The sequence below is a fragment of the Salinarimonas sp. genome, assembly GCF_040111675.1.
Taxonomy (GTDB): Bacteria; Pseudomonadota; Alphaproteobacteria; order Rhizobiales; family Beijerinckiaceae; genus Salinarimonas.
On the sequence record NZ_CP157794.1, the window covers coordinates 3555739 to 3578981 of the forward strand.

Annotated in this window: 21 protein-coding genes; 9 read left to right on the forward strand and 12 right to left on the reverse strand. The window is 68.7% G+C overall.

Annotated elements, in window-relative coordinates; all coding sequences use genetic code 11:
• Positions 1-79 precede the first annotated feature (79 nt).
• Positions 80-1032 (forward strand): IS630 family transposase gene (locus ABL310_RS16390; protein WP_349368028.1). Its coding sequence is split into 2 segments (ribosomal slippage): positions 80-422 and positions 422-1032, totalling 954 coding nucleotides; the frame shifts between segments, so codons are not numbered across the junction.
• Positions 1033-1062: 30 nt separating this feature from the next.
• Here ABL310_RS16390 and ABL310_RS16395 read toward each other — a convergent pair.
• From ABL310_RS16395 to ABL310_RS16415, 5 genes are all read right to left on the reverse strand, one after another.
• A complete protein-coding gene (locus ABL310_RS16395; RefSeq protein WP_349368076.1) occupies positions 1063-2184 on the reverse strand; it encodes a sn-glycerol-3-phosphate import ATP-binding protein UgpC in 1122 nt (373 codons plus the stop codon).
• 10 nt (positions 2185-2194) lie between these two features.
• The gene (gene ugpE, locus ABL310_RS16400; protein ID WP_349368077.1) at positions 2195-3043 is read right to left on the reverse strand and encodes a sn-glycerol-3-phosphate ABC transporter permease UgpE; all 849 of its coding nucleotides are present in this window, start codon (positions 3041-3043) and stop codon (positions 2195-2197) included.
• Positions 3044-3053: 10 nt separating this feature from the next.
• Positions 3054-3935, reverse strand: a complete 882-nt coding sequence (gene ugpA / locus ABL310_RS16405) for a sn-glycerol-3-phosphate ABC transporter permease UgpA (protein WP_349368078.1) — start codon at positions 3933-3935, stop codon at positions 3054-3056.
• A 122-nt stretch (positions 3936-4057) separates the two neighbouring features.
• Positions 4058-5380 (reverse strand): sn-glycerol-3-phosphate ABC transporter substrate-binding protein UgpB, encoded by a 1323-nt coding sequence (ugpB, locus tag ABL310_RS16410; protein WP_349368079.1) that lies wholly within the window; start codon positions 5378-5380, stop codon positions 4058-4060.
• 328 nt (positions 5381-5708) lie between these two features.
• Entirely contained in the window at positions 5709-6161 is a 453-nt protein-coding gene (locus ABL310_RS16415; protein ID WP_349368080.1) for an Hsp20/alpha crystallin family protein, read from the reverse strand.
• A gap of 165 nt (positions 6162-6326) precedes the next feature.
• Between ABL310_RS16415 and ABL310_RS16420 the strand changes: the two genes are divergently transcribed.
• Entirely contained in the window at positions 6327-6812 is a 486-nt protein-coding gene (locus ABL310_RS16420) for a YbaK/EbsC family protein (protein ID WP_349368081.1), read from the forward strand.
• Between the two features lie 11 nt (positions 6813-6823).
• Here the strand turns inward: ABL310_RS16420 and ABL310_RS16425 are convergent, their stop codons facing one another.
• The gene (locus ABL310_RS16425) at positions 6824-7090 is read right to left on the reverse strand and encodes a hypothetical protein (RefSeq protein ID WP_349368082.1); all 267 of its coding nucleotides are present in this window, start codon (positions 7088-7090) and stop codon (positions 6824-6826) included.
• A 246-nt stretch (positions 7091-7336) separates the two neighbouring features.
• On the opposite strand from ABL310_RS16425, the gene ABL310_RS16430 reads away from it, so the two are divergent.
• Together ABL310_RS16430 and ABL310_RS16435 are read left to right on the forward strand one after the other, a co-directional pair.
• Positions 7337-7525, forward strand: coding sequence for a hypothetical protein (locus tag ABL310_RS16430; protein ID WP_349368083.1), 189 nt, complete (start codon positions 7337-7339; stop codon positions 7523-7525).
• 39 nt (positions 7526-7564) lie between these two features.
• Positions 7565-8161, forward strand: coding sequence for an SCO family protein (locus ABL310_RS16435; RefSeq protein ID WP_349368084.1), 597 nt, complete (start codon positions 7565-7567; stop codon positions 8159-8161).
• 221 nt (positions 8162-8382) lie between these two features.
• Here ABL310_RS16435 and ABL310_RS16440 read toward each other — a convergent pair whose 3' ends face one another.
• Positions 8383-8919, reverse strand: coding sequence for a hypothetical protein (locus ABL310_RS16440; protein WP_349368085.1), 537 nt, complete (start codon positions 8917-8919; stop codon positions 8383-8385).
• A 119-nt stretch (positions 8920-9038) separates the two neighbouring features.
• Positions 9039-10970: a glycosyltransferase family 2 protein gene (locus ABL310_RS16445; RefSeq protein WP_349368086.1), complete on the reverse strand. Its 1932-nt coding sequence runs from the start codon at positions 10968-10970 to the stop codon at positions 9039-9041.
• Between the two features lie 254 nt (positions 10971-11224).
• Between ABL310_RS16445 and ABL310_RS16450 the strand changes: the two genes are divergently transcribed.
• The 3 genes from ABL310_RS16450 (at position 11225) to ABL310_RS16460 (ending at position 13652) form a co-directional block, all read left to right on the forward strand.
• On the forward strand, positions 11225-11461 hold the full coding sequence (locus tag ABL310_RS16450) for a helix-turn-helix transcriptional regulator (RefSeq protein ID WP_349368087.1): 237 nt from the start codon (positions 11225-11227) through the stop codon (positions 11459-11461).
• A gap of 128 nt (positions 11462-11589) precedes the next feature.
• Complete coding sequence (locus ABL310_RS16455) at positions 11590-12381, forward strand: DUF3800 domain-containing protein (RefSeq protein ID WP_349368088.1); 792 nt, start codon at positions 11590-11592, stop codon at positions 12379-12381.
• A 302-nt stretch (positions 12382-12683) separates the two neighbouring features.
• Complete coding sequence (locus ABL310_RS16460; protein WP_349368089.1) at positions 12684-13652, forward strand: transporter substrate-binding domain-containing protein; 969 nt, start codon at positions 12684-12686, stop codon at positions 13650-13652.
• Between the two features lie 305 nt (positions 13653-13957).
• On the opposite strand, the gene ABL310_RS16465 is transcribed toward ABL310_RS16460, so the two are convergent.
• From ABL310_RS16465 to ABL310_RS16475, 3 genes are all read right to left on the reverse strand, one after another.
• Positions 13958-16210, reverse strand: a complete 2253-nt coding sequence (locus ABL310_RS16465; protein WP_349368090.1) for a TRAP transporter permease — start codon at positions 16208-16210, stop codon at positions 13958-13960.
• Positions 16211-16369: 159 nt separating this feature from the next.
• Positions 16370-17353, reverse strand: a complete 984-nt coding sequence (locus ABL310_RS16470) for a TAXI family TRAP transporter solute-binding subunit (protein WP_349368091.1) — start codon at positions 17351-17353, stop codon at positions 16370-16372.
• Positions 17354-17709: 356 nt separating this feature from the next.
• Positions 17710-18387, reverse strand: a complete 678-nt coding sequence (locus ABL310_RS16475) for a CGNR zinc finger domain-containing protein (protein WP_349368092.1) — start codon at positions 18385-18387, stop codon at positions 17710-17712.
• 130 nt (positions 18388-18517) lie between these two features.
• Between ABL310_RS16475 and ABL310_RS16480 the strand changes: the two genes are divergently transcribed.
• Both ABL310_RS16480 and ABL310_RS16485 read left to right on the forward strand, forming a co-directional pair.
• Positions 18518-19786, forward strand: a complete 1269-nt coding sequence (locus ABL310_RS16480; RefSeq protein ID WP_349368093.1) for an MFS transporter — start codon at positions 18518-18520, stop codon at positions 19784-19786.
• A 118-nt stretch (positions 19787-19904) separates the two neighbouring features.
• A complete protein-coding gene (locus tag ABL310_RS16485) occupies positions 19905-20444 on the forward strand; it encodes a DUF1622 domain-containing protein (protein WP_349368094.1) in 540 nt (179 codons plus the stop codon).
• A gap of 22 nt (positions 20445-20466) precedes the next feature.
• On the opposite strand, the gene ppdK is transcribed toward ABL310_RS16485, so the two are convergent.
• Positions 20467-23145 carry a pyruvate, phosphate dikinase gene (ppdK, locus tag ABL310_RS16490; RefSeq protein ID WP_349368095.1) on the reverse strand — a complete coding sequence of 893 codons (2679 nt, stop codon included), beginning with the start codon at positions 23143-23145 and terminating at the stop codon, positions 20467-20469.
• Positions 23146-23243: the final 98 nt, after the last annotated feature.

A 23243-nucleotide genomic window follows, 5' to 3' on the forward strand; every position in this document is an offset into this window, starting at 1 on the left:
CTGATGGAATCGCGCGGGGGATTCCCTTCGAGGCCAGTTCGTGATTCACGGTAGAGGCTGGCGGAGGAGGCCAGCCGCCATGACGAAGCCCCTCTCGATGGATCTGAGGCAGCGCGTCCTCGCTGCGGTCGATGCCGGCATGAGCCGCCGGGCCGCGGCGGACCGCTTCGGGATCGCGCCGTCCGCGGCGGTGAAGTGGTTCAACCTTCGGCGCGAGACGGGCTCGGTCGCGCCGCGGGCGCAAGGCGGCGACACGCGGTCCGGGCGGATCGAGGCGCTCGGCCCGGTCATCCTCGCGATGGTGGAGGAGGCGCCGGATCTCACCCTCGTCGAGATCGCCGAGCGGCTCGAGCGCGAGCACGGCGAGCGCTTCGCGCCCTCGACGGTGCACCGCTTCTTCGGCCGCCACGGCCTGACGTTCAAAAAAAGTCCGGCCACGCCAGCGAGCAGGACCGCGCCGACGTCGCCGCGGCCCGCGAGGCCTGGTTCGAGGAGCAGCCCGAGCTCGACCCGCAGCGGCTGATCTTCATCGACGAGACCTGGCTCAACACCAAGATGGCGCGGTTGCGGGGCCGCGCCCCCGAAGGCGAGCGCCTGCGCGCCGGCATCCCTCACGGCCATTGGCGCACCACGACCTTCGTGGCCGGGCTCAGGATCGGCGGGATCGACGCGCCGATGCTGATCGACGGCGCGATCAACGCGGCGAGCTTCCTCGCCTACGTCCAGCAGGTCCTGGTTCCGACGCTGAGCCCCGGCGACGTGGTGATCATGGACAACCTCGCCAGCCACAAGACCCCCGCCGTGCGCGAGGCCATCGAGGCGGCCGGAGCCGAGCTGCGCTTCCTGCCGCCCTACAGCCCGGACTTCAACCCCATCGAGAACGCCTTCGCCAAGCTGAAGGCCCTGCTCAGGAAGGTCGCCGCCCGGACGCGCGACGCCCTCTGGAGCGCCGTCGCCGACGCCATCGAAGCCTTCCCGCCAGAGGAATGCGCGAACTTCTTCACCGCAGCAGGATATGAACCCGAGTGGTGAGAATCTGCTCTAGAACGCGACCCCGCGCCGTCAAACGTCCGCCAGCCGCTTGCCCGTCTGCCGGTCGAACACGTGCAGCGCGCCATCGCTGACGCGCAGGGGCAAGGCCTCGCCCTCGCGGACCTGAACGTGCCCGGGGAGCCGCGCCGCGAGGACGCCGCCGCCCTCGCCCGCCACCGGCACGACCGCCTCGCCCTTGTCGAGGAGCCCGCCATGGACCAGCGTGTCCGCGCCGAGCGTCTCGACCACGCCGACACGCAACGTCAGCTCCGCCTCGGCCGCGCCGACGATGGTCAGGTGCTCGGGGCGCACCCCGATCGTCACCGGTGTCTCGCCGGCATGCCCGACGATCGGCTCGGGCAGTGCGCGCAGGTGGGCGCCGGTGTCGAGGGTGATCGCCCGGCCGTCGGCGCCGAGGCGCCCCGGCATGAAGTTCATCGCCGGCGAGCCGATGAAGCCCGCGACGAAGGTCGAGGCCGGGTGCTGATAGACGTTCATCGGGGTGTCGATCTGCTCGGCGACGCCCGCATTCATCACGACGAGCCGGTCCGCCAGCGTCATCGCCTCGACCTGGTCGTGGGTGACGTAGAGGGCGGTGGTGCCCAGCGAGCGCTGCAGCTGCTTGATCTCGAGGCGCATCTGCACGCGCAGCTTGGCGTCGAGATTCGAGAGCGGCTCGTCGAACAGGAAGGCCGCGGGCTCGCGCACGATGCAGCGCCCCATGGCGACGCGCTGGCGCTGGCCGCCGGAGAGCTGGCGGGGCTTGCGGTCGAGATAGGGCTGGAGCTGGAGCATCTGCGCGGCCGTGTCGACGCGCTCGCGGATCTTCTCCTTCGAGAGCCCGGCGATCTTCAGGCCGTAGGCCATGTTGTCGTAGACGCTCATGTGCGGGTAGAGCGCGTAGTTCTGGAACACCATGGCGATGTTCCGGTCCTTCGGCTCGAGCCTGTTCACCACGCGCCCGTCGATCTCGACCTCGCCGCCGGTGATCTCCTCGAGCCCGGCGACCATGCGCAGCAGCGTCGACTTCCCGCAGCCGGACGGGCCGACGATGACGATGAACTCGCCGTCGGCGACGTCGAGCGAGACGCCGTGGATGACCTTGGTGTCGCCGTAGCGCTTGACGACGTCGCGGATGCCGATCCCGGCCATTGCCGTTCTCTCACTTCTCGGTTTCGACCAGGCCCTTGACGAAGAGCCTCTGCATGACGAGCACGACGACCACCGGCGGCAGCAGCGCCAGCGTGGCGGTCGCCATCACCAGGTGCCATTGCGGCTGGGCGTCGGAGACGTTCACCATGCGCTGGATGCCCATGACGATGGTGGTGAAGCTCTCGTTCGTGGTGATCAGCAAGGGCCAGAGATACTGGTTCCAGCCGTAGATGAACATGATCACGAAGATCGCCGCGATGTTGGTGCGCGAGAGCGGGACGAGGATGTCCTTGAAGAACCGGAACGGGCTCGCCCCGTCCATGCGCGCCGCTTCCGCCAGCTCGTCCGGCACGGTGAGGAAGAACTGCCGGAACAGGAAGGTCGCCGTCGCGGAGGCGATGAGCGGGATCGAGAGCCCGGCGTAGGAATTGAGCATCCCGAGATCGGCCACCACCTCGAAGGTCGGCAGGATGCGCACCTCGACCGGCAGCATCAGGGTGACGAAGATCACCCAGAAGGCGAGCATGCGGAAGGGGAAGCGGAAATAGACGATCGCGAAGGCGGAGATCAGCGAGATGGAGATCTTCCCCACCGCGATGGCCAGCGCCATGACGAAGGAGTTCCAAAGCATCAGGCCGACGGGCGTGCCGGTCGCGCCCTGCATGCCGCGCGACAGGATCGTCTCGTAGTTCACCCACAGCTTGTCGCCCGGCCAGAGCGGGGCGACGCCGGAGGTCAGCGCGGTGACCTCGTGCGTCGAGGCCACGAAGGCGACCCAGACGGGAAAGAGCACGATGAAGACGCCGAGGCCCAGCACGAGGTGCCTCAGGAACGCCAGGACGGGGCGGTTCTCGACCATGCGGCGCTCCTCAGTACTGCACGCGGCGTTCGATGTAGCGGAACTGGATCGCGGTGAGCACGATCACGATCGCCATCAGCACCACCGACTGCGCCGCCGAAGAGCCGAGATCGAGCCCCACGAAGCCGTCGGAATAGACCTTGTAGACCAGGATCGTCGTCGCCTGGCCGGGCCCGCCGGAGGTGGTGGCGTGCACCACGCCGAACGTCTCGAAGAAGGCGTAGACGACGTTGACGACGAGCAGGAAGAAGGCGGTCGGCGAGAGCAGCGGGAAGACGATGGTCCAGAAGCGCTTCACCGGCCCGGCGCCGTCGATGGCGGCGGCCTCGATCAGCGATTTCGGGATCGCCTGCAGGCCCGCGAGGAAGAAGAGGAAGTTGTAGGAGATCTGCTTCCAGACGGCGGCGATGATCACCATGATCAGCGCCTGGTCGCCGTTGATCTGGTGGTTCCAGTCGATGCCGAGCGCGCGCAGGCTGTGCGCGAACAGCCCGATCGAGGGGTTGAACAGAAACCACCACAGCACGCCGGCGATGGCCGGCGCCACGGCGTAAGGCAGGATCAGCAGCGTCTTGTAGCCCGACGCGCCCTTGATCACCCGGTCCGCCATGGTCGCGAGCAGGAGCGCGATGGCGAGCCCCAGGAACGTGACGGCGAGCGAGAAGACGACCGTCACCTGAAAGGAGTTCAGGTAGAGCGGATCGTCGAACAGGCGCGTGAAGTTCGCCAGCCCCACGAAGGTCGTGCGCAGGCCGAAGGCGTCCTGGCGCAGCACCGACTGGTAGAGCGCCTGGCCCGCCGGCCAGAGGAAGAAGATCGCCGTGATCACGAGCTGCGGCAGCAGCAGCGCGAGCGGGAAGGCGAAGCCCTTGAAGGTGACTTTTTTCTGCATCTCGAGTCCGGTCGCGAGCGCCCCGACAGCGCGATCGGGAGACGTCGGCTCGCGCGAAAGAGCCTAGCCGACGAACGAGGACGCCGCCCCGAGGGCGGCGTCCGGAAAGAGGCGTCCAGGCCTCAGCTGTTGTCGGCCTGGAACTGGCGGAGCATGTCGTTGCCGCGCTCGACGGCCGCGTTCAGCGCCTCCTCGACGGTCTTGGCGCCCGACCACACGAGCTCCAGCTCCTCGTTGATGACGTCGCGGATCTGGACGAAGTTGCCCAGACGCAGGCCGCGCGAGCTGCCGGTCGGCTCGTTCAGCGTCATCTGCTGGACGGACACGTCGGTGCCCGGGTTGGCCTCGTAGAAGCCCTGCGTCTGCGACAGCTCGTAGGCCGCCATGGTGATCGGCAGGTACCCGGTCTCCTGGTGCCACTGCGCCTGGACCTCGGGCTGCGACAGGTACTCGAAGAACGCCGCGACGCCCTCGTACTCCGCCTCGTCGTGGCCCTGGAGCACCCACAGCGTGGCGCCGCCGATGATCGAGTTCTGCGGCGCGCCGGCCACGTCGTCGTAGTAGGGCAGCATCGCCACGCCGACCGGGAAGTCGGTGTTGGCGTTGACGCCCGCCTGCGCGGCCGAGGAGTTCATGTAGATCGCGCACTCGCCGGTGTAGAACAGCGGGGCGCTGTCGGAACGACGGCCGCCGTACTTGAACACGCCCTCGTCGGCCCAGTCCTTCATGTTGGAGATGTGACGGACATGGAGGTCGCTGTTGAAGGCGAACTCGGTCTCGAGGCCGTTGAAGCCGTTGTCGAGCGTCGCGAAGGGGACGTTGTGGTAGGCCGAGAAGTTCTCGAGCTGCACCCAGGACTGCCAGCCGGTGGTGAAGCCGCAGGTGGCGGCGCCCGCCTCGATGATCTTGCGCGAGGCCTCGGCGACCTCGTCCCAGGTCTTCGGCGGGCTCTCCGGATCGAGGCCGGCAGCCTCGAAGGCGGCCTTGTTGTAGTACATCACCGGCGTCGAGGAATTGAACGGCATGGAGAGCATGTTGCCCTCCGGATCGGCGTAGTAACCGACGACCGACGGCAGGTACTCCGACTGGTCGAAGCCGTCCGAATGCTCCTGCATCAGCTCGTAGACCGGGTAGATGGCGCCGCGGGCGGCCATCATGGTCGCGGTGCCGACCTCGAAGACCTGCACGATGTGGGGCTGCTCGCCGGCGCGGAAGGCCGCGATCGCCGCCGTCATCGTCTCGGTGTAGTTGCCGCGGTAGACCGGGACGACCTCGTACTCGTCCTGCATCGCGTTGAAGCCTTCGGCGATGGCGGCGGTCTTCTCGCCGAGCTCGCCGCCCATGGCGTGCCACCACTGGACCTCGACCTGGGCGTTCGCGGCGCCGGCCGCGAGCATGAGAGCCATGGCCGAGGTGCCGGCCAGGATCGTGCGGGTGAAGGACATGGACGTCTCCCGTTCGTGAAAATCCCCGTCGCCCCGGCCGGTCTAGCCGGGGTCGCGACGTGAGCGCCTTTTCGTGACGCTTCGTTACGGCTCGATGACACTGAGCCGGCTAGACAATAGGCGCGACGAGGCCTGCGGCGCAAGCGCGCTCGGTGTCCGCGCACCCGCACCAACCCGTTGATCTTTAGTTGCTTTTGGTGGCAGAACGGGGCGCCGGATGCCCCTTCCGCTCGCAGCGCAGGCGCGAGAATCGTGTGGACAACGAGCGACCGCCCCGGCTTGCGCGACGCCGGGGCGGCGAAACGAATCCTACGGAAACCGAATATTCTCAGCCTTCCTTGATTTCGATCGCTTTCGGTTCGCGCTTGGCTTCTTCGGGCTTCGGCACGGTGATCTTGAGGATGCCGTCGCGGAAGGCGGCCTCGATCCGGTCGGGATCGGGGTCGAAGGGCAGCGGCACACGCCGCATGAAGGAGCCGTAGCTGCGCTCGAGCACGTAGGCGTTCTCGCCCTTCTCCTCGTGCTCGCTCTTCTTCTCGCCGCGAATGACCAGGCCGTTGTCGGCGGCCTCGACCTTCACGTCCTCGCGCGCGACCCCGGGGAGCTCCGCCGAGATCTCGACGCGGTCCTCCTTGTCGGTCATGTCGAGGGCCGGGAAGCGGCGCTCGCCGAAGAGGGTCGGCATCTCGCCGCCCATCTGCCGGAACAGGCGGTTCATGTCTTGCTGGATGGTGGCGAGGGGATCACGTTCCTCGCGCCAAAGAGGAAACGGGCTGCGCATGGACAGGCCTCCTGGGAGTGATCGGGCGGCGCTCGCGGCGCCGCGCCGCACGATGCGCTCGTGCGCCCAGCGGGCGGTTGACCTTCGTCAGCGTGGCCGTGCTGGACCGCGGCCCGCCGATCGGGTTAAGCGGCTTCTCCCGCGCGTTTCCGGACGGAGCCTTCCATGTCCCTCGACAGCGTGCGCGCCTTCTTCGCCGAGCGCGCACCCGACATCGCCGTGATCGTCACCGAGGCGTCGAGCGCCACCGTCGCGGAGGCGGCGGCCGCCCACGGCGTGGAGCCCGCGCGCATCGCCAAGACGCTGACGCTCGCGGTGGGAGACGGGACGGTTCTCGTCGTCGCCGCCGGCGACGCGCGGCTCGACAACAGGAAGATCAAGGCGACCTTCGGCGCCAAGGCGAAGATGCCAGACGCCGAGACGGTCGCGGCGCTCACCGGTCATCCCGTCGGCGGCGTCTGCCCGTTCGGCTTGGCGACGCCGCTGCGCGTTCATTGCGACGTGTCGCTGAAGCGCTTCGACGTGGTCGTTCCCGCCGCCGGCGCGATCAACGCCGCCGTCTTCATCGCGCCGGAGCGCATGGCCGCGCTCGCGGGGGCGACCTGGGTGGACGTCTGCCAGACGCCGGAAGGGCCGGCCGAGCCGGCCTGATTCGGGCCCGGTCAGGCCCGGGCGATCCAAGCCTCGAGCGCGTCCGCCTTCGCCGCGTCGGCCGGGTCCTTGCGCAGATGCGCGAGCACGCCACGGGCGTCGCGTCGGTCCGCCGGGGCGGGCGCCTCCTGAAGGACGAAGTCCAGCCCCTCGTCGCGTTCGCGCAGCAGTTGCTCGACGAAGACGTGGCGTCGTTGCGCATCGATCCAGCTGATATCCGAATCGAGAATGGACGCGATTTCACGGAGGCGACGCAACATCTTCTCTTTGGGTGTCATGACCTGAGGGATCTCTCGACGGCTGAACGAACGCAATCGCGAGCATGCCCATTTGGTGCTAGACTGTCATCCTCCAAATCGTCGCAAGGTGAAATCGTTTTATTCCAATCAGGGTGCCACGCGGATACATTGCGATTAGCATACTTAGCAGTTGTTAAAACCGAAGAGACGGCAGCGATCTACTATCCTCGTTAGTTAGAAGGATCTCCGGTTGCTTGCTCGCGCAGGTCGGGGTATCGTCTCGCCATGAACGCCCACACGCCCCCGCCTCCGGCCGAGACAGACGCCGCCGCGCCCGCGCCGGGGCGGCTCGCGGCCGTTCTCGTCGGCGGCGCCGTTTTCCTGCTCGCGGGGGCGGGGCTGCTGCTCTGGGCGAGCCAGGGGGCGGCCGTTTTCAACGACGTCGTACTCGCCGCATTGGCATGGTGCTTCTGAGGGATTATCTCGGGGCCGGAAACATCAGGGCTTCGTGATATGACCGACCGCACCCGCCGCCTCGTCCTGCCGCTCGCCGCCTTCCTGTTCGGCCTCGTCGCGCTCGGCATCGCCGCCGTGCTGACGCTGACGCCGCAGGGCCGCGAGGTCGCCGCCTCCGATGTCGGCGGCCCGTTCAGCCTCGTCGCGCACGACGGCCGGCCGGTGACGCACGAGGACTTCCTCGGCGAGCCGCACCTCGTCTTCTTCGGCTTCACCCATTGCCCGGACGTGTGCCCGACGAAGCTGTTCGAGATCGCGGAGACGCTGGACGCGGTGAAGGAGCGCTCGGGCCGGGACGTCAAGGCGCTCTTCGTCACCGTCGATCCCGAGCGCGACACGCCCGAGGCGATGCGGAGCTACGTCTCCAGCTTCGACGACCGCATCGTCGGCCTCACCGGCTCGCCCGAGGCGGTGGACGCCGTCGTCTCCGCCTACCGCGCCTTCGCCCGCAAGGTCCCGCTCGACGACGGCGACTACACGATGGAGCACACCGCCATCGTCTACATCATGGACGAGGAGGGCCGCTTCGTCGCGGGGCTCAACACGGCGCAGGCCCCCGAGGACGCGGCGAGCGAGCTGCTGTCGCGGATTTGAGGGGAGGAGGCGAGAAATGAAAAGCCCCGCCGAAGCGGGGCTCGAGGAATGCTCGAAAGCGTCTCAGGCTGCGCGCCGCTCTCGTTGAGCGTGCTCCTCGGGGCGCTGATTGCTCAGGAGCCACGAGACCTTCTTCACGTCGCCTCCCAAAGCCCTCGCCGACGCCAGGCAGGCGGCCTGAAGCACTTGCGCAAACGGCATTTCCTGTCTCCCCATTCCGGTCACAGGGAAAGCCCCGTAACACCTGACATATGCATCCAGTTCCCGGCCAAGGCAACAGTGACACTCCCGATAGGGTGTGCCCGAAGCCCGTCGACGATGCCACGAGCATATTGCCGATCTGTTGCATTGCCAAGGTAGACTCGCACGGTGTCGGCCTTCAGCTCCGACTGAGCGAGCCGGATCGCCCCCGTGATGTACGCGTACGTGAACTCGGCGAGGAGATCGGGGTCGAGATCGGTCTCGTACCGCGGGCTCAGCGTGTTCCAAACGAGACGCACCTCCGCGTGGGGGCTTCCTGAAAGCTTATGGTTGACATGTGTAAAGGCCTCGTACACCGGGCCCTCGCCACCGTCTCGCACGAGACCGTAGATCCCGTATCGTGGATCTGGAGGGCTCTCGTTCACGATGCTCCGCGCGTGCTGCAGCTGTGGCTCGGCATGCTCGCGGAAAAGCTCGTTCTCATCGAGGAACGGCGCCCATTGGTCCCACAGGACGTCGAAACATCGACTGGTCAAGCGTCTGAGAGTCAGCGTCATATCAATCCGTCTCGGTGAATGTCACGTCGCATCGCGCAACGGTGATCCGCGTCGAGCGCCACCATTGAATTGTCTCATGCGATTTCTTCCGACAGTTCTAGACCTCAATTTGAAAGCCCCTACTCCGCCGGCATCTTCCCCGGAGCATCGCCCTTTCGCGCATCGCCCTTTCGTGCGCCGCGGCGTCGTTTCGGGGCGGGGGCGAGGCCGTGGGCGGTCTTGTGCCAGTGGTGGGGGCGGTGCAGGAGGTCGAAGAGGCCGCGCCAGGCGCCGACGCTGACGCCGAAGAAGTAGACCGGGAGCAGCGGCACGAGCCGGAGCAGGTCGAGGCGGCGGCGCCGGCGCAGGCCCTCGACGACGACCGCGACCGCGCCGAGGAAGCCGAACCCGAACGTCGTCGTCGCCAGGGTCGCCGCCACCAGCACGACCGGGTCGCGGACGTGCTCCAGCGGCGTGAGGTCGAGCCCCGCGATCGGCAGGCCGAGCATCGTCACGACGAGGGCCGCGAGGCTCAGCGGGAAGAGCAGCGCCGAGGCCACCGTGCCGCCGACGAAGAGCCAGGTGGCGCAAAGCCGCGCGAGCCCGAGCCGCCGCGCGGCGCCCAGCGGGTCGCGGGTATGGGTGATCATCGTCTGCATGTAGCCCTTCATCCAGCGGGAGCGCTGGCGCAACCACACGGAGAGCCTGGGCGGCGCCTCCTCCCAGGTTGTGGAGGGCAGGTCGGCCGTGCGCATCCCGAGCGCGGCGATGCGCAGGCCCATGTCGGCGTCCTCGGTGACGTTCCACGCGTCCCAGCCGCCGAGGCGGCGCAGGGCCGCGGTGCGGAAATGGTTGGAGGTGCCGCCGAGCGGGATCGGCAGGCCGAGCGCGAGGAGGCCGGGATTCACCACGTCGAACAGGGCCGCGTATTCGAGCTTGAACAGGATCGTCAGCGTGCTGTCCGCGCGTTCCCGGATGGACAGCCGCGCCTGCAGGCAGGCGAGGTCGGGCCCCGCGGCGGCGAAGGCGGCGGCGGCGAGGCGCAGCTGGTCGGGCTCCGGCGCGTCCTCCGCGTCGTAGACGACGGTGAGCTCGTCGCGCGCGAGCGGCAGGGCGGCGTTGAGCGCGCGGGGCTTCGTCGCCGGCGCGCCGGGCGGAACGGTGAGGATCTCGAAGCAGGACGGCAGGCGCAGGGCCCGCAGGGCGGCGCCTGTGCCGGGATCGTCGGCCTCGACCAGGAGCTTGATGTCGAGCTTCTCGCGCGGATAGTCGAGCCGCAGGATGTTGTCGCAGAGCTGCCGGGCCATCTTCGCCTCGTCGCGCAGGGGCACGAGGAGCGTATAGGTCGGCAGCGTGGAATCGGGCGCGCGGGGCGGCGATCGGCGGGGCTTCGTGCTCACGCGGATCGCGCAGGCGGCGAGGCGCAGCCAGGACAGGGCGAGAAAGACGAGCGAGGCCGCGAGCGCCGCCCAGGCGAAAGCGCCGTCGACGGCGAGACCGGCGACGAGCGCCACGACGGCGACGCCGAGGGCGATCGCGCCCTGCGCGCGGCTCGCCCCGCCGCGGCAGGAGAGATGCGGCGCGGTGCGGGCGAGCCCGTCGGCGGCCTCCTTCGCGATCTCGGGCCCGCAGCGGGCGAACACCGCCTCGCGCAGGGCGTCGGGCGTCGTCAGCGCCAGCGTCCCGGCGGCGCCGCGGCCCTGGGCCAGCAGCGCGGCGATCGCCGCCCCGCGCGGGGCGGCGACGAAGCGCGGCAGGCCGGGACAGGGCTCGAGCGGCGCCATGCCGACGTCGAGCGCCGTGACCGGCCGCGTGCCCGCCGCGACCGCGACACGGCCGAGATAGGCGGCGCCGATCTCGTCCGCGAGCGCGCTGTAGAAGGTCTCCGGCGCGCACCAGCCGTTGGCGAGGAGCGCCGTCGCCGCCGGCTCGCCCGTCTCCCGCGCCCGCCGCGCCGCCCGGCGCAGATCGCCGGACGCGATCCCGCGTCCGGCGAGAAAGGCGATGTCCAGCGGCAAGCCCTCCCCCTTCGCGGCGCCGCCCTCCGGCGCCCCGTCCCCCGTTCCCTGCATTTTCGCCGTCCCCTTCACTTTTCGTTATGATTGCAATCAAGCAAGGCAGTCGACGGAAATCTACGCCATGGGGCGTGCGGGGCCGAGGTGATTCGCGCGGGTGTATAGGGAGAGGGGAAGCAATTTCTGAGTCGAGGGGCTGCCAAAGCGCACTATTCGATTTTAGACTATTACAATTTCGTCTATTCGAGAATCGCATCCACCTTCCGAATGCGATGAATCGAAAAAGCACGCACACCGCCGAATACGCCGAGATGCTGAAGCTTCTGGTCGAGGAGCGGAACGCCGTGCCCTTGACCCAGACCCAGCTGTCGGAGGTGTTGCCGTTTCCCCAGCCGGTGATCAGCAAGATCGAACGCGGCGAGCGCCGCCTCGACGTGATCGAGCTGCGCATGTTCTGCACGGCGATCGGGATGACCTTGCCGGATTTCGTGCGGAAGCTGGAGGAGAGGCTGGAGCGGTTGCCCGCTCAGGAGGACGCAAGCGCGTGAGGCAGGCCGGCTCGAAGGGTGTTCAACGCGAGGGCGAGTCGGATGATTGCATTGATCTTTCAGCGCCGCCTTCGATTTTCCTTGCCAAATTGCTCCGCTTATGACTCTAAATCGAAGATAGGCAGCAGGTGAGCTTTTCGATGTATCGGCTGTATGTTGATGAAGTTGGCACCGACGACATGGGTGCCGTCGAGAACGATGATCACCGTTATCTGAGCCTCACTGGCGTGGCTATGACACTCGAGGCCGCCAGGGATGACCTCGGCCCGAAATTCAATTGGGTCAAAAGCACGATCTTTGAGCATGACCCTGACAATCCGATCATCTTTCACCGCCGCAAAATCGTTCAGCGAAAAGAAAGCTTCGGCGCTTTGAACGACTTGAGAAAGGCAGATCTATTCGACCGCGCGATGATGAAAATTATTCGTCAGTGCGATTACACGGTTATCACGGCAATAATAGACAAATTGGATGCATCCAAAAGAGAAAGATGGAGAGAGAAGCATCCCTATCACTACTTAATGCAGATTCTTGTAGAGAAATTTGCCCGTTTTTTGGTTAGAAAAGACAGTTTTGGAGATATTATGCCAGAGGGTCGAAAGGGCAAGAAAGACGCAGCGCTTCAGGAGGCTTATGAGACCGTAAGAACTCAAGGGAACTATTATTTTCCTCCGGAACAAATATGCTATCGAATTCCGTCCCAAAAACTAAAATTCCGATATAAGCAAGACAATGTCGCCGGACTTCAGCTAGCTGACCTCTTAGCCCATCCGAGCCACATGTACATCCGCTCCACCCGTGGCCACCCGGTCTCCCTTGGCAGATACGCAAGACAGGTAGCAACAGTCCTCGTCCAAAGCAAATACGACAGATCAACCACCGGTAAGATACACGGATACGGTATCAAGTTCCTGCCTTGAAAACAAAAACGGGGCCAGAGGCCCCGTTCGATGGATTAATGTACCATCTACTACCGACCGCCGTAGCATCGGATTGCTTTTCAGAATAGGGTGTCCGATTGAGTCTGTCAAGCATGAGTCATGCCTTGTAAGACAATGTCGTCTCACGGTCAAATTCGTATAAAAGCGATTTAAGTGCTCGTAGCTTGATGGCAGCGCCTAACAGCAGCGGCGAGCGGCGGAGTCGCGACAGATCTGGAATCCGCTTTGACCCGCGCCCCGCGACAGGGCACCTTGCCGCCGTCCCCACCGGAGCGTCCCTCGTGCCTCATCCCGCCGGCCGCGTCCTCGCCGGGCTCGTGCTCCTCGCCCTCGCCGCCCTGCCCGCCGCCGGGCAGGAGGCGCCGCCCGTCGAGCCGCCCGCCTCCCCCATCGCGCCCGTGCTCGAGCCGGCGGCGCCCTCTCCCACCACGCCCTCCCCCGCGACGCCGTCTCCCGCGACGCCCCCCTCCCCCGATCTCGGCCTGCCCGAGCCGGTGATCCCGAACTTCTGGGATCCGCGGGCGCCGCGGGAGGCGCCCGAGATCCTGCCGGGGCGGACGGTGCGGTTCCTGACGAGCGGGGACTTCCCGCCCATGCACTTCATCGGCGCGGACGGGGCGCCCACCGGCTTCGTGGTGGAATTGGCCCGGGCGGCCTGCGCGGAGGCGGGCGTGACCTGCACCATCCAGGTGCGGCCCTTCCCCGGCCTCCTGCCCGCCCTCGATGGCGGCGACGGCGACGCGCTCGCCGCCGCGATCCGCACCACCGGGGACCTGCGCGAGCGCCACGCGGCGACCGCCCCCTTCTTCCGCTTTCCCGCCCGCCTCGCCGTGGCCCGGGCCGACGCGGCCGATTTCGCGCTCGACGACGTCGCGGACGCGCGCGTGGCGGTCGTCTCCGGCACGGCGCACGAGGCCTATGTCGCGACCTTCTGGCCGGAGGCCGAGCGGGTTGCGTTCGAGACGCTCGGCGCGGCGCAGGAGGCCCTGCGGGAGGGCGCGGTCGACCTCCTCTTCGCCGACGGGCTGGCGCTCGCTTTGTGGATCGGCGGGCGGGCGTCGGAGGAATGCTGCACCTTCGCGTCCGGCCCCTTCCTCGACAGCCGCTTCTTCGGCGAGGGCGTCGGCTTCGTCTTCCGCCCCGCCGACCTGCGCCTCGCCCAGGCCTTCGACGCGGCGCTGGCGCGGCTGTGGGAAGAGGGCACCTATGCGGAGATCTATCTGCGGTTCTTCCCGGTGAGCCCGTTCTGAGGGGCAGGCGAGCAGGCGCACGCTCTTTCCGGTCAGGGCGCCGGCGCCCTCGCTACCGTGGAGCGCATGCCTACGATCAGGACGACGGTGGCGCCATCCGCTGTCATCCCCGGCCGGAGCGCCGAAGGCGCGCAGGGGAAGGGGACCCAGCGCGACTTGTCGCGCCGAAGGCGCTCATTGCGGCGGCGACCAGCCGCCTGGTCGGCGGCAGCAGTGCGCCTGCAGCGCGTCATTCTTGCGCTGGGTCCCCTTCCCCTGCGCCGCTACGCGGCTCCGGCCGGGGATGACAGGGGTTCGCGCCCCCCTCAATCCGCCCCGCGCACCGGTACGGCCGCCGGGGCGTCCGCGCGGGGGCTGAAGGTCTTCTGGACGAAGAAGATCGCCGCCGCGAGGCCCACCCCGATGGCGTCGGTCACGAGGCCGCCCTCGATCATGAACAGGGCCGCCACCGCGAGCAGCACGCGCATGTACCAGGGCGAGCGGCCGCCGAGGAACCAGCCCTGCACGGCCGACGAGAGCAGGAACACGCCCACCACCGCCGTGACCAGCGCCCGGCCGATCTCGAGCGTGGTGCCGTCCATCAGGAGCGCGTTGTTGTAGAAGAACATGAACGGCACGATGAAGGCCGCGATGCCGATCTTGAAGGAGGCGACGGAGGTCTCCATGGCGTTCGCGCCCGAGATGCCCGCCGCCGCGTAGGAGGCGAGCGCCACCGGCGGCGTGATCGCCGAGACGACGGCGAAGTAGAACACGAAGAAATGCGCCGTCAGCATCGGGATGCCGAGCTCGACGAGGCCCGGCGCCACGACCGACGCCGCCACCGCGTAGGCCGCCGTGGTGGGCATGCCCATGCCGAGCAGGATCGAGATCAGCATGGCGAAGACCATGGCGAGGAGCTGCGAGGCCTCCGCCAGCCCGAGCAGCAGGTTCGAGAAGCGCGCGCCCACCCCGGTGAGCGAGATCACGCCGACGATGATGCCGGCGCAGGCGCAGACCGCGATGATCTGGATCGACATCACGCCCGCGAGCTCGAGCGCCTTGACGATAGCGCGCGGCCCCATGCGGTTGGGCGTGAGCCAGCTCACCACGGCCGCCGAGACGATGGCGAGGGTGCCGGCGCGGATCACCGAATAGCCCATGAACAGGGCCACGATCAGGATGATGATCGGGACGAAGAGGTAGACCCGCTTCACCATCGAGCGGAAGGTCGGGATCTCGTCGTCGCGCATGCCGCGCATGCCGAGCTTCGCCGCCTCGAAATCCACCATGAAGTAGATCGAGACGAAGTAGAGGATCGCCGGGATCACGGCGGCGATGGCGATCTCGGTGTAGGGGATGCCGGTGATCTCGGCCATGATGAAGGCGCCGGCGCCCATGATCGGCGGCATGATCTGCCCGCCCGTGGAGGCCGCGGCCTCCACCGCGCCGGCGGTCTTCTTGTGGTAGCCGACCTTCTTCATCAGCGGGATGGTGAGCGAGCCCGTCGCCACGACGTTGCCGGCCGAGGTGCCGTTGATCATGCCCATCAGGCCGGATGCGAAGATCGCGACCTTGGCCGGCCCGCCCCGCGCGCGGCCCGCCACCGCGAAGGCGAAGTTGACGAAGTAGTCGCCCACCTTCGAGGCCTGGAGGAAGGCCGCGAAGATGATGAACAGGATGATGTAGGTGGACGACACCGCCGTCGTCGGGCCGAGGATGCCGGCGTCGGTGTAGACCTGCGAGAAGAAGCGCTGCCAGGTGATGGCCGGCGCCTCCAGGAAGCCCGGCAGGTAGGGCCCGGCGAAGACGTAGGCCAGGAACACGGCCGAGATGATCACGAGCGCGAGACCGGCCACGCGGCGGGTGAGCTCCATGATCAAGAGCGTGCCGGCCACCGCCGCGAGCGAGATCCCGATCGGCGCGAAGGGCGTGCCGGTCGAGTTGCGCATCAGCGTGCCGTAGATGGTGATGAGATAGGCGGCCACCGCGAAGCCGCAGACGGCGAGCACCACGTCGAGCGCGGTGAAGCGCGCGCGCTCGCGCTTGTGGAACCACGAGAGCACGATGCAGCCGACCGTCGCGAAGAGCAGCGGCGCGCCGAAGAGCCAAGTCTCGCGGAACTTGATGCCGGCGTCGAGGCCGTTCCACATCACGCCGCCGGCGATCTGGACGGCGAAGGAGATCGCGACGCCGAGCGCGAACAGGGCCGGCAGCAGCAGCGCCCAGCCCATGTATTCGAGCACCCGGGTCTCCCCGCGGCGCTCCTCGGCGAAGGCGCCGCCGGCGAAGAGCAGGAAGCCGAGCGCCAGCGCGCCGGCGACGTGGACGATGCGGAAGTTCCAGGTCTCCATAGGGAAGGTGGGGAGGAAGGGGATGCGGATCCCGGTCCAGTCCGAGATCGACAGGCCGTTGAGCGCGGCGAGGTGGAAGCCGGCATAGATCGTCGCGAGGGTCGCGATGACGTAGTAGAGCCGGCCGGTATAGAGGCGGCGGTTCGACTCGATCGGCTCCTCGTCGACGCCCTCCGCGACGATCAGGTCGTCGCGGGCCTCGTCCGCCGTCTTCGCGCGCTCGGTCATCTCGTGGTCCTCCGGGCGCCGTTCCCGCGCCCTCCCCCGTTTGTCGCCGCGACCCCGTCGCATGCGCGGCGACGACCGTCGAGAGGCGAAAGGACCGCACCCCGGCGTGCCGAGGCGCGGCCCTTCATCTTACCGCCTGCAGCGCGCGCGCATAGCGCCTCAGCCGCCGTGGATCATGTCGTCCGAGATCGAGGCGCCGTTCTCGTTGAACCACTCGGCCGCGCCCGGATGCCAGGGCAGGACGTTGTTCTTGTCCCAGTTGTCGACCGTGGTGGAGCGGGCGGCGCGGTGGATGTTCACCATGCGCTCGTTGTCCGACATCACGACGTCGACGACGGCCTTCACGAAGCTCGCCGGCAGGTCGCAATTGGCGATCGCGAAGTTCCACATCGAGACCGAACGGGCCGGCTCCTCGAGCGTGGTGTAGGTGTCCGCCGCGATCTGGAACTGCGAGACCGGGAAGGCCTCGATGATCCGAGCCTGCTCCTCCTCGGTGAACTCGATGATGTTCACGTCGGTCTGGACCTCGAGCTGGCTCACCGCCGGGACCGGCACGCCGGCCGCGAAGGCGATGACGTCGAGGAGCCCGTCCTGGAGCTGCCCGCCGAGATCCGACCAGCCGCCGTTGCGGCGCTCGAAGTTCACGCCGAGCGTCTCCAGCATCTGCGGGAAGTAGGTGTCCGAGGTCGAGCCCGCCGGGCCGAAGCCGATGCGGGCGCCGTCCGGGATCTCGTCGATCGAGCTGATCCCGGAGGACGAGAGCGCCGTGATCGAGAACGGCGTCTGGTACATCGGGAAGATGGCGCAGACGTTGTCCATCTGCAGGCCCGGCGCGATCGGGTTCGAGCCCTCGAGCGACTCGCGGGCGGGGCCCATCGTGGTCATGCCGAAGGCGGCCTCGCCGGTATGGACGAGCGCCATGTTCTGCATCGGGCCGCCGGTGACCTCGCCGCCGCCGGAGATGCCGAGCTCGTCGGCCACCAGGTTGGCCCAGCCGGACCCGTAGGCGAAATAGGTGCCGCCCTGCGAGGCGGTGCCGACGGTGAAGCTCGAGGGCCAGTCGCTGCGGTCTTCCTGCGCGGCGGCGACGCCGGCCGTCAGCGCGAGCGCCGCGGCCGAGCAGACGAGATGAGACAGCTTCATTGCGTTCCTCTCCGATTGCTTATGGTTTCCGGCGAGAGGCCGGGGATGCGGGCTCGGCCGATCGGGAGGGGCGCCGGAGCGCAGCCGCACACGTGCGGACCGAGGCATGCCTCGGGCGCGTGTCGCGGATCGCTCGTCCGGAACGTGTACAGTGGCGTTCCCCCCTGCCCGGGTCGTGTCGCGCCCCACGGACCGTGAGACGCGCCTTCCGGTCGCATGAGCGCATGCCGCAACGGCTCAGAACCGCCGCCGGCCAAGCTGCCCGTACAGTAAAGGGCGGAACGCGCGGGCTTCAAGCCTCTTCGATGCGACGGGAAAGCCGTCTACGCCGAAAGTTCTAGACGCTTCGCAGCCTCCTATTGCGTTGCGATCTGTGCACGAGCGCGCCCCATCCGTCGGCGGCCCTTCTCGCGGTTGCCGCACACCTCCATCCGGCACCAACGGCGCGAGCGGTTCTTGGACGTGTCGAGGAAGAACCAGTCGCAGGTGGACGAGGCGCAGCGTTTCACCCGCACGAGACGCTCGGCGCTCACGAGCCCCTCCGCGGCGCGGGCCACGGGCCAGAGCGCCGCGGCGAGATCGTCCGAGACCGCGGGTCGGCGCACGGCGCGGCCCGCCTGCGGGTCCCAGGCGAGAACCTCGGCGGCGCGCGCCGCATCCGCCGCCGCGCCCAGCGCCGCGAGATCGGCCTCGGCGGGCGCCGTCTCGTCGACCGCCGCACGCAGCACGCCGACGATCGCGGCCCGCAGGCGCCGGGTACGCGTCTCGAAGACGTCCGCCGCCCCCGGGTCGGCGGCGGCGACACCGGTCAGTGCGCGGAAGCGCGCGTCCTCGAGGGCGCCGTGGTCGCGCAGCCAGGCGAGCGTGGCGAAGGCGTCGCCGAGCGCATCCCGCGCGGGCCTGCCCGGGCGCGTGTGGCCGGTCTCGCTGTTGGCGAAGTCCAGGACGAGGGCGTCGGCGGCGCTCGCGCCGACATGCATGGGATCGCCGGCGGGGTGATCGAGGGATCGGGGGGCTTGGGCGTCGTCGTTCATTCCGGAATCCTGCCACCTAGCTTCCGTCGAGGCAAGAGCCGGTGATTTACCCTTCAAAATGCGGTTGACAGGTTATCGGCACTGGTATGCATTGCGATGGCGTGGCGACGCACGCCGCAGGAGACCCGCCATGGCCGTCCCGACCACCCCCGATGCCGCGCGCGGCGCCGTCGCCGCCGCACTGCTCACGGCGCTGCTCACGAGCTTCATCGCCGCGACCTACGGCTTCGGCATCTACCTGTTCGCCCAGCTCGTGCCCGACATGCGGGCCGATCTCGGCTTCGACCTGAAGGCGGCGGGGCTCGCGGTCGCCACGGGGCAGCTGGGCTTCCTGATCTTCGCGCTCGGCGGGGCCTGGGCCGCGGCGCGCATCGGCGGAACGCAGGTCGCGATCGGCTCGGTGGCGCTGTGCGCCGCATGCCTCCTGCTTGTTCCGGCGGCGCCGGACGTGCTGGCGCTCGGGCTTCTCCTCGGCATTCTCGGCGGCCTGGCGGCCTCGGTCTACGTGCCGATGGTGGAGATCGTGTCGCGGGCGATCCCGTATCGCCACCGCGGAAAGGCGCTCGGCCTAATATCCAGCGGCACGAGCTACGGCGTGTTCGTCAACAGCCTGCTCGTGCCGTATTTCGTGCTGAACAATGATTGGCGCGGCGTCTGGATCGTGGTGGGCCTCGGCACGGCGGCGCTCGCGCTCGCCGGGGCGATCGCCTTTCGGCGCATGGGCCTGTTCGCGCGCGAGCCCGCCCCGGCGCCGAGCGTCGTCTCGACGTTACCGAAGGCCGGCCTGCGCGCGCTGCTCGCGCCCTGGATCCTGATCGTCTGGGTCGTCTCCTTCCTGAACGGCGTCTGCGTCCTGCCCTTCCAGACCTTCCTTTCGCCCTACCTGCGCGAGGAGCTCGGATACCCGGTCGCCTTCGCGGCGTCGGTCTGGGGCGTCATCGGCGTGATCGGGATGGTCTCGGGCTTCGTCGTCGGCTGGGCCTCGGACCGCACCGGCGTGCGCCTGGCGCTCGGCGTCACATACGCCTGCGTCCTCGCGGCGGCCGCCCTCCTCGCGCTCGCGCCGAGCCAGCCCTCGGCGCTCGCCGCCGGAACCCTCTACGCGCTCGCCTTCTGCCCGATCTTCGGCCTCGTCCCGGCCTACGTGGCGAAGACCGCGAGCGGGGCGCAGGCGACCCTCGTCTTCGGCGTCGCCAACGTCGCCCTCGGTCTCGGCGGCATGGCGGGCAACGCGGCCTTCGGCGCGCTCGCCGAGGCGGCGGGCGGCTTCGCGCCGATCTACCTCGCCATCGCGGCGCTCTCGGCCGTGCTCGCGCTTCTCGCCGCGCTGCTGCCGCCGGAAGGCGCGCCGACCAGGACGCCGGCGCCCGGCGCCGACGCCGCGCCCTGCGGCTCGTGAGATCCGGAACCGTAGCCGCGCGCGGCCATTGGACCCGCGGTGCTGGCCTAAGGGGCCGGCCTTGCGCTAAACGAGAGCGAGCGGACGAGACGAGGGGGCGTCACGGATGAGAGCGAGCGTGGTCCGAAGCCTCGCGCTGGCGGGGATCGCCGCGGTCGCGGTGGCGATCGGCGCGGCGCGGGCGCAGATGGGCGACACCGGGCAGGCGCCGGGCGAGACCCGCGGGGCGCAAACGTCGGAATGGGTCGACACCGCGCTGCACGTGATCACCCGCGCCATCGAGTTCGCCGGCATCGGCGCCATCGTCATCGGCGCCATCGTCGCCACCGCGATCTACGCGAGGCGCATGCTCGCGGGCGGCGGGGAGGAGGACTACCACGATTACCGCGCGCGGCTGGGCCGCTCCATCCTGCTCGGCCTCGAGTTCCTGGTGGCCGCCGACATCATCGCCACCGTCGCCATCGAGCCGACGCTCGACAGCGTCATCGTGCTGGCCGGCGTGGTGCTGATCCGAACCTTCCTGTCCTTCGCCCTCGAGGTCGAGATCGAAGGGCGCTGGCCCTGGCAGAACGGGCAGCACGCGCCGGCCCAGCGGCGCCAGCAGCGCCGGGAGGCGCAGGAGCAGCGCGAGGGCGGCGATCGCGAGGGCGGCGGCTGAGGCCGCCCTCGGCGGGTCGCGGTCAGGCGAGCGAGCGCGCCTCTCCGGCGAGCGCCGCCTGCGCCGCCGCGAGGCGGGCGATCGGCACGCGGTAGGGCGAGCAGGAGACGTAGTCGAGCGCCTGGCGCTCGCAGAACCGGATCGAGGCCGGATCGCCGCCGTGCTCGCCGCAGATGCCGAGCTTGATGTCCGGCCGCGTCTTGCGGCCGCGCTCGGCGGCGAGCGCCACGAGCTCGCCGACGCCCTCCTGGTCCAGCGTCACGAACGGATCGAACTCGAGCAGCCCCTTCTGCACGTAGGGCCCGAGGAAGGATGCCGCGTCGTCGCGCGAGATGCCGAGCGTGGTCTGGGTGAGGTCGTTCGTCCCGAAGGAGAAGAACTCGGCCGCCTCGGCGATCTCGGCCGCACGCAGGGCCGCCCGGGGCAGCTCGATCATGGTGCCGACCTGGTATTCGAACGAGGCGCCCGTCTCGTCCATCACGGCCTTCGCCATGGCGTCGATCCGGCCCTTGACGAGGTCGAGCTCGGGCTTGGTCATCACGAGCGGGACCATCACCTCCGGCGTCACCGGCGCACCCGTGTCCTTCGCCGCCTTGACCGCCGCCTCGAAGATGGCGCGGGCCTGCATCTCGGCGATCTCGGGATAGGCGACGGCGAGGCGCACGCCGCGGAAGCCGAGCATCGGGTTCGATTCCGAGAGGTCCGCCGCGCGGCGCTTGAGCTTCTCCGGGGAGGCGCCGATGGACTTGGCGACCTCCGCGAGCTCCTCGTCCGTATGCGGCAGGAACTCGTGCAGCGGCGGATCGAGCAGGCGGATCGTGACGGGCAGGCCCTTCATGATTGTGAAGAGCTCGACGAAGTCCTCGCGCTGCATCGGCAGGAGCTTGGCGAGCGCCGCCCGGCGGCCCTCCGCGTCGTCGGCGAGGATCATCTCGCGCACGGCGACGATGCGGTCGCCCTCGAAGAACATGTGCTCGGTCCGGCACAGCCCGATGCCCTCGGCGCCGAAGTTGCGCGCGGTGCGGGCGTCGAGGGGCGTCTCGGCGTTGGCGCGCACCTTGAGGCGGCGCACGCGGTCGGCCCATTCCATCAGCTTGGCGAAGTCGCCGGAGAGCTCGGGCTCCAGCATCGCCACCGCGCCGACGAGAACCTGGCCCGCGCCGCCGTCGATGGTGACGACGTCGCCCTCGGTCAGCGTGCGGCCCGCCACCGTGAGCGTCTTCGCCTTGGCGTCGACGCGGATCGAGCCGGCGCCGGACACGCAGGGCTTGCCCATGCCGCGGGCGACGACCGCCGCATGCGAGGTCATGCCGCCGCGGGTGGTGAGGATCGCTTCCGCCGCGTGCATGCCGTGAATGTCCTCCGGCGAGGTCTCGACGCGCACCAGGATGCACTTGCGCCCGGCCTTCTTGACGGCCTCGGCCGCCTCGGAGGTGAAGACGATCTCGCCGGACGCCGCGCCGGGGGAGGCCGGGAGGCCGGTGGCGAGGAGGTCGCGCTCGGCCTTCGGATCGATGGTGGGGTGCAGCAGCTGGTCGAGCGCCTGCGGCTCGACGCGGCCCACCGCCTCCTGCTCGGAGATGACGCCTTCCTCGACGAGGTCGCAGGCGATCTTGAGGGCGGCGCGCGCCGTGCGCTTGCCGTTGCGCGTCTGGAGCATCCAGAGCTTGCCCTTCTCGATTGTGAACTCGAGATCCTGCATGTCGCGGTAATGGGCCTCGAGCCGATCGCAGATGGCGACGAGCTCGGCATAGGCCTCGGGCATCACCGTCTCCATGGACGGCTTGTCGGCCCCGGCCTCGAGCCTGGCCGCCTCGGTGATGTCCTGCGGCGTGCGAATGCCGGCCACGACGTCCTCGCCCTGGGCGTTGACCAGGAACTCGCCGTAGAGCCGCTTCTCGCCGGTGGAGGGATTTCGCGTGAAGGCGACGCCGGTGGCGGAGGTGTCGCCCATGTTGCCGAAGACCATGGCCTGGATGTTCACCGCCGTGCCCCAGGAGGCGGGGATCGCGTGCAGCTCGCGGTACTTCCTCGCGCGCGGGTTCATCCAGGAGCCGAACACGGCGCCCACCGCGCCCCAGAGCTGGGCGTGCGGGTCCTGCGGGAAGGGCTCGCCCTGCTTCTCCTCGACGATGGCCTTGAAGCGCTCGATGAGCTGCTTCCAGTCCTCGGCGGAGAGCTCGGTGTCGAGTTCGTAGCCCTTGCGCTCCTTGTAGCTCTCGAGCGCGTCCTCGAAATCGTGGTGCTCGAGGCCGAGCACCACGTTGGAATACATGGTGATGAAGCGGCGGTAGCTGTCGTAGGCGAAGCGGGCGTCGCCGGCGTCCTCGGCCAGCGCGTCGACGGTGGCGTCGTTGAGGCCGAGATTGAGGACCGTGTCCATCATGCCCGGCATCGAGGCGCGCGCGCCCGAGCGCACGGAGACGAGCAGCGGGTTCTTCGCGTCCCCGAAGCTGCGCCCGGCGATGCGGCCGACCTCGGCGAGCGCGTCGGCGACGGCGCCCTCCAGCTCCGGCGGATAGGTCCGGTCGTGGTCGTAGAAATACGTGCAGACCCCGGTGGTGATGGTGAAGCCGGGCGGCACCGGCAGGCCGAGATTGCTCATCTCGGCGAGGTTCGCGCCCTTCCCGCCGAGCAGGTCGCGCATGCCAGCCTCGCCCTCGGCCTTGCCGTCACCGAAGGTGTAGACCCACTTCGTCATCGTCCACCTCACCACCGTGCCATTACCGCGCACAGCCATAGACGCCCCGGCGCGTTTTGCAAATACTCACGTGGGTTGCCGACCTGCGCGAGTTAACG

What these genes read in the sequence shown, in the direction of transcription:
- ABL310_RS16440 (WP_349368085.1), bottom strand. Translation starts at nt 8,919, where the DNA reads ATGACGCTGACTCTCAGACGCTTGACCAGTCGATGTTTCGACGTCCTG.
- ABL310_RS16465 (WP_349368090.1), bottom strand. Translation starts at nt 16,210, where the DNA reads ATGACCGAGCGCGCGAAGACGGCGGACGAGGCCCGCGACGACCTGATC.
- ABL310_RS16425 (WP_349368082.1), bottom strand. Translation starts at nt 7,090, where the DNA reads ATGACACCCAAAGAGAAGATGTTGCGTCGCCTCCGTGAAATCGCGTCC.
- ABL310_RS16470 (WP_349368091.1), bottom strand. Translation starts at nt 17,353, where the DNA reads ATGAAGCTGTCTCATCTCGTCTGCTCGGCCGCGGCGCTCGCGCTGACG.
- ppdK (WP_349368095.1), bottom strand. Translation starts at nt 23,145, where the DNA reads ATGACGAAGTGGGTCTACACCTTCGGTGACGGCAAGGCCGAGGGCGAG.
- ABL310_RS16415 (WP_349368080.1), bottom strand. Translation starts at nt 6,161, where the DNA reads ATGCGCAGCCCGTTTCCTCTTTGGCGCGAGGAACGTGATCCCCTCGCC.
- ABL310_RS16395 (WP_349368076.1), bottom strand. Translation starts at nt 2,184, where the DNA reads ATGGCCGGGATCGGCATCCGCGACGTCGTCAAGCGCTACGGCGACACC.
- ABL310_RS16475 (WP_349368092.1), bottom strand. Translation starts at nt 18,387, where the DNA reads ATGAACGACGACGCCCAAGCCCCCCGATCCCTCGATCACCCCGCCGGC.
- ugpE (WP_349368077.1), bottom strand. Translation starts at nt 3,043, where the DNA reads ATGGTCGAGAACCGCCCCGTCCTGGCGTTCCTGAGGCACCTCGTGCTG.
- ABL310_RS16430 (WP_349368083.1), top strand. Translation starts at nt 7,337, where the DNA reads ATGAACGCCCACACGCCCCCGCCTCCGGCCGAGACAGACGCCGCCGCG.
- ABL310_RS16420 (WP_349368081.1), top strand. Translation starts at nt 6,327, where the DNA reads ATGTCCCTCGACAGCGTGCGCGCCTTCTTCGCCGAGCGCGCACCCGAC.
- ugpA (WP_349368078.1), bottom strand. Translation starts at nt 3,935, where the DNA reads ATGCAGAAAAAAGTCACCTTCAAGGGCTTCGCCTTCCCGCTCGCGCTG.
- ABL310_RS16480 (WP_349368093.1), top strand. Translation starts at nt 18,518, where the DNA reads ATGGCCGTCCCGACCACCCCCGATGCCGCGCGCGGCGCCGTCGCCGCC.
- ABL310_RS16445 (WP_349368086.1), bottom strand. Translation starts at nt 10,970, where the DNA reads ATGCAGGGAACGGGGGACGGGGCGCCGGAGGGCGGCGCCGCGAAGGGG.
- ugpB (WP_349368079.1), bottom strand. Translation starts at nt 5,380, where the DNA reads ATGTCCTTCACCCGCACGATCCTGGCCGGCACCTCGGCCATGGCTCTC.
- ABL310_RS16450 (WP_349368087.1), top strand. Translation starts at nt 11,225, where the DNA reads ATGCTGAAGCTTCTGGTCGAGGAGCGGAACGCCGTGCCCTTGACCCAG.
- ABL310_RS16435 (WP_349368084.1), top strand. Translation starts at nt 7,565, where the DNA reads ATGACCGACCGCACCCGCCGCCTCGTCCTGCCGCTCGCCGCCTTCCTG.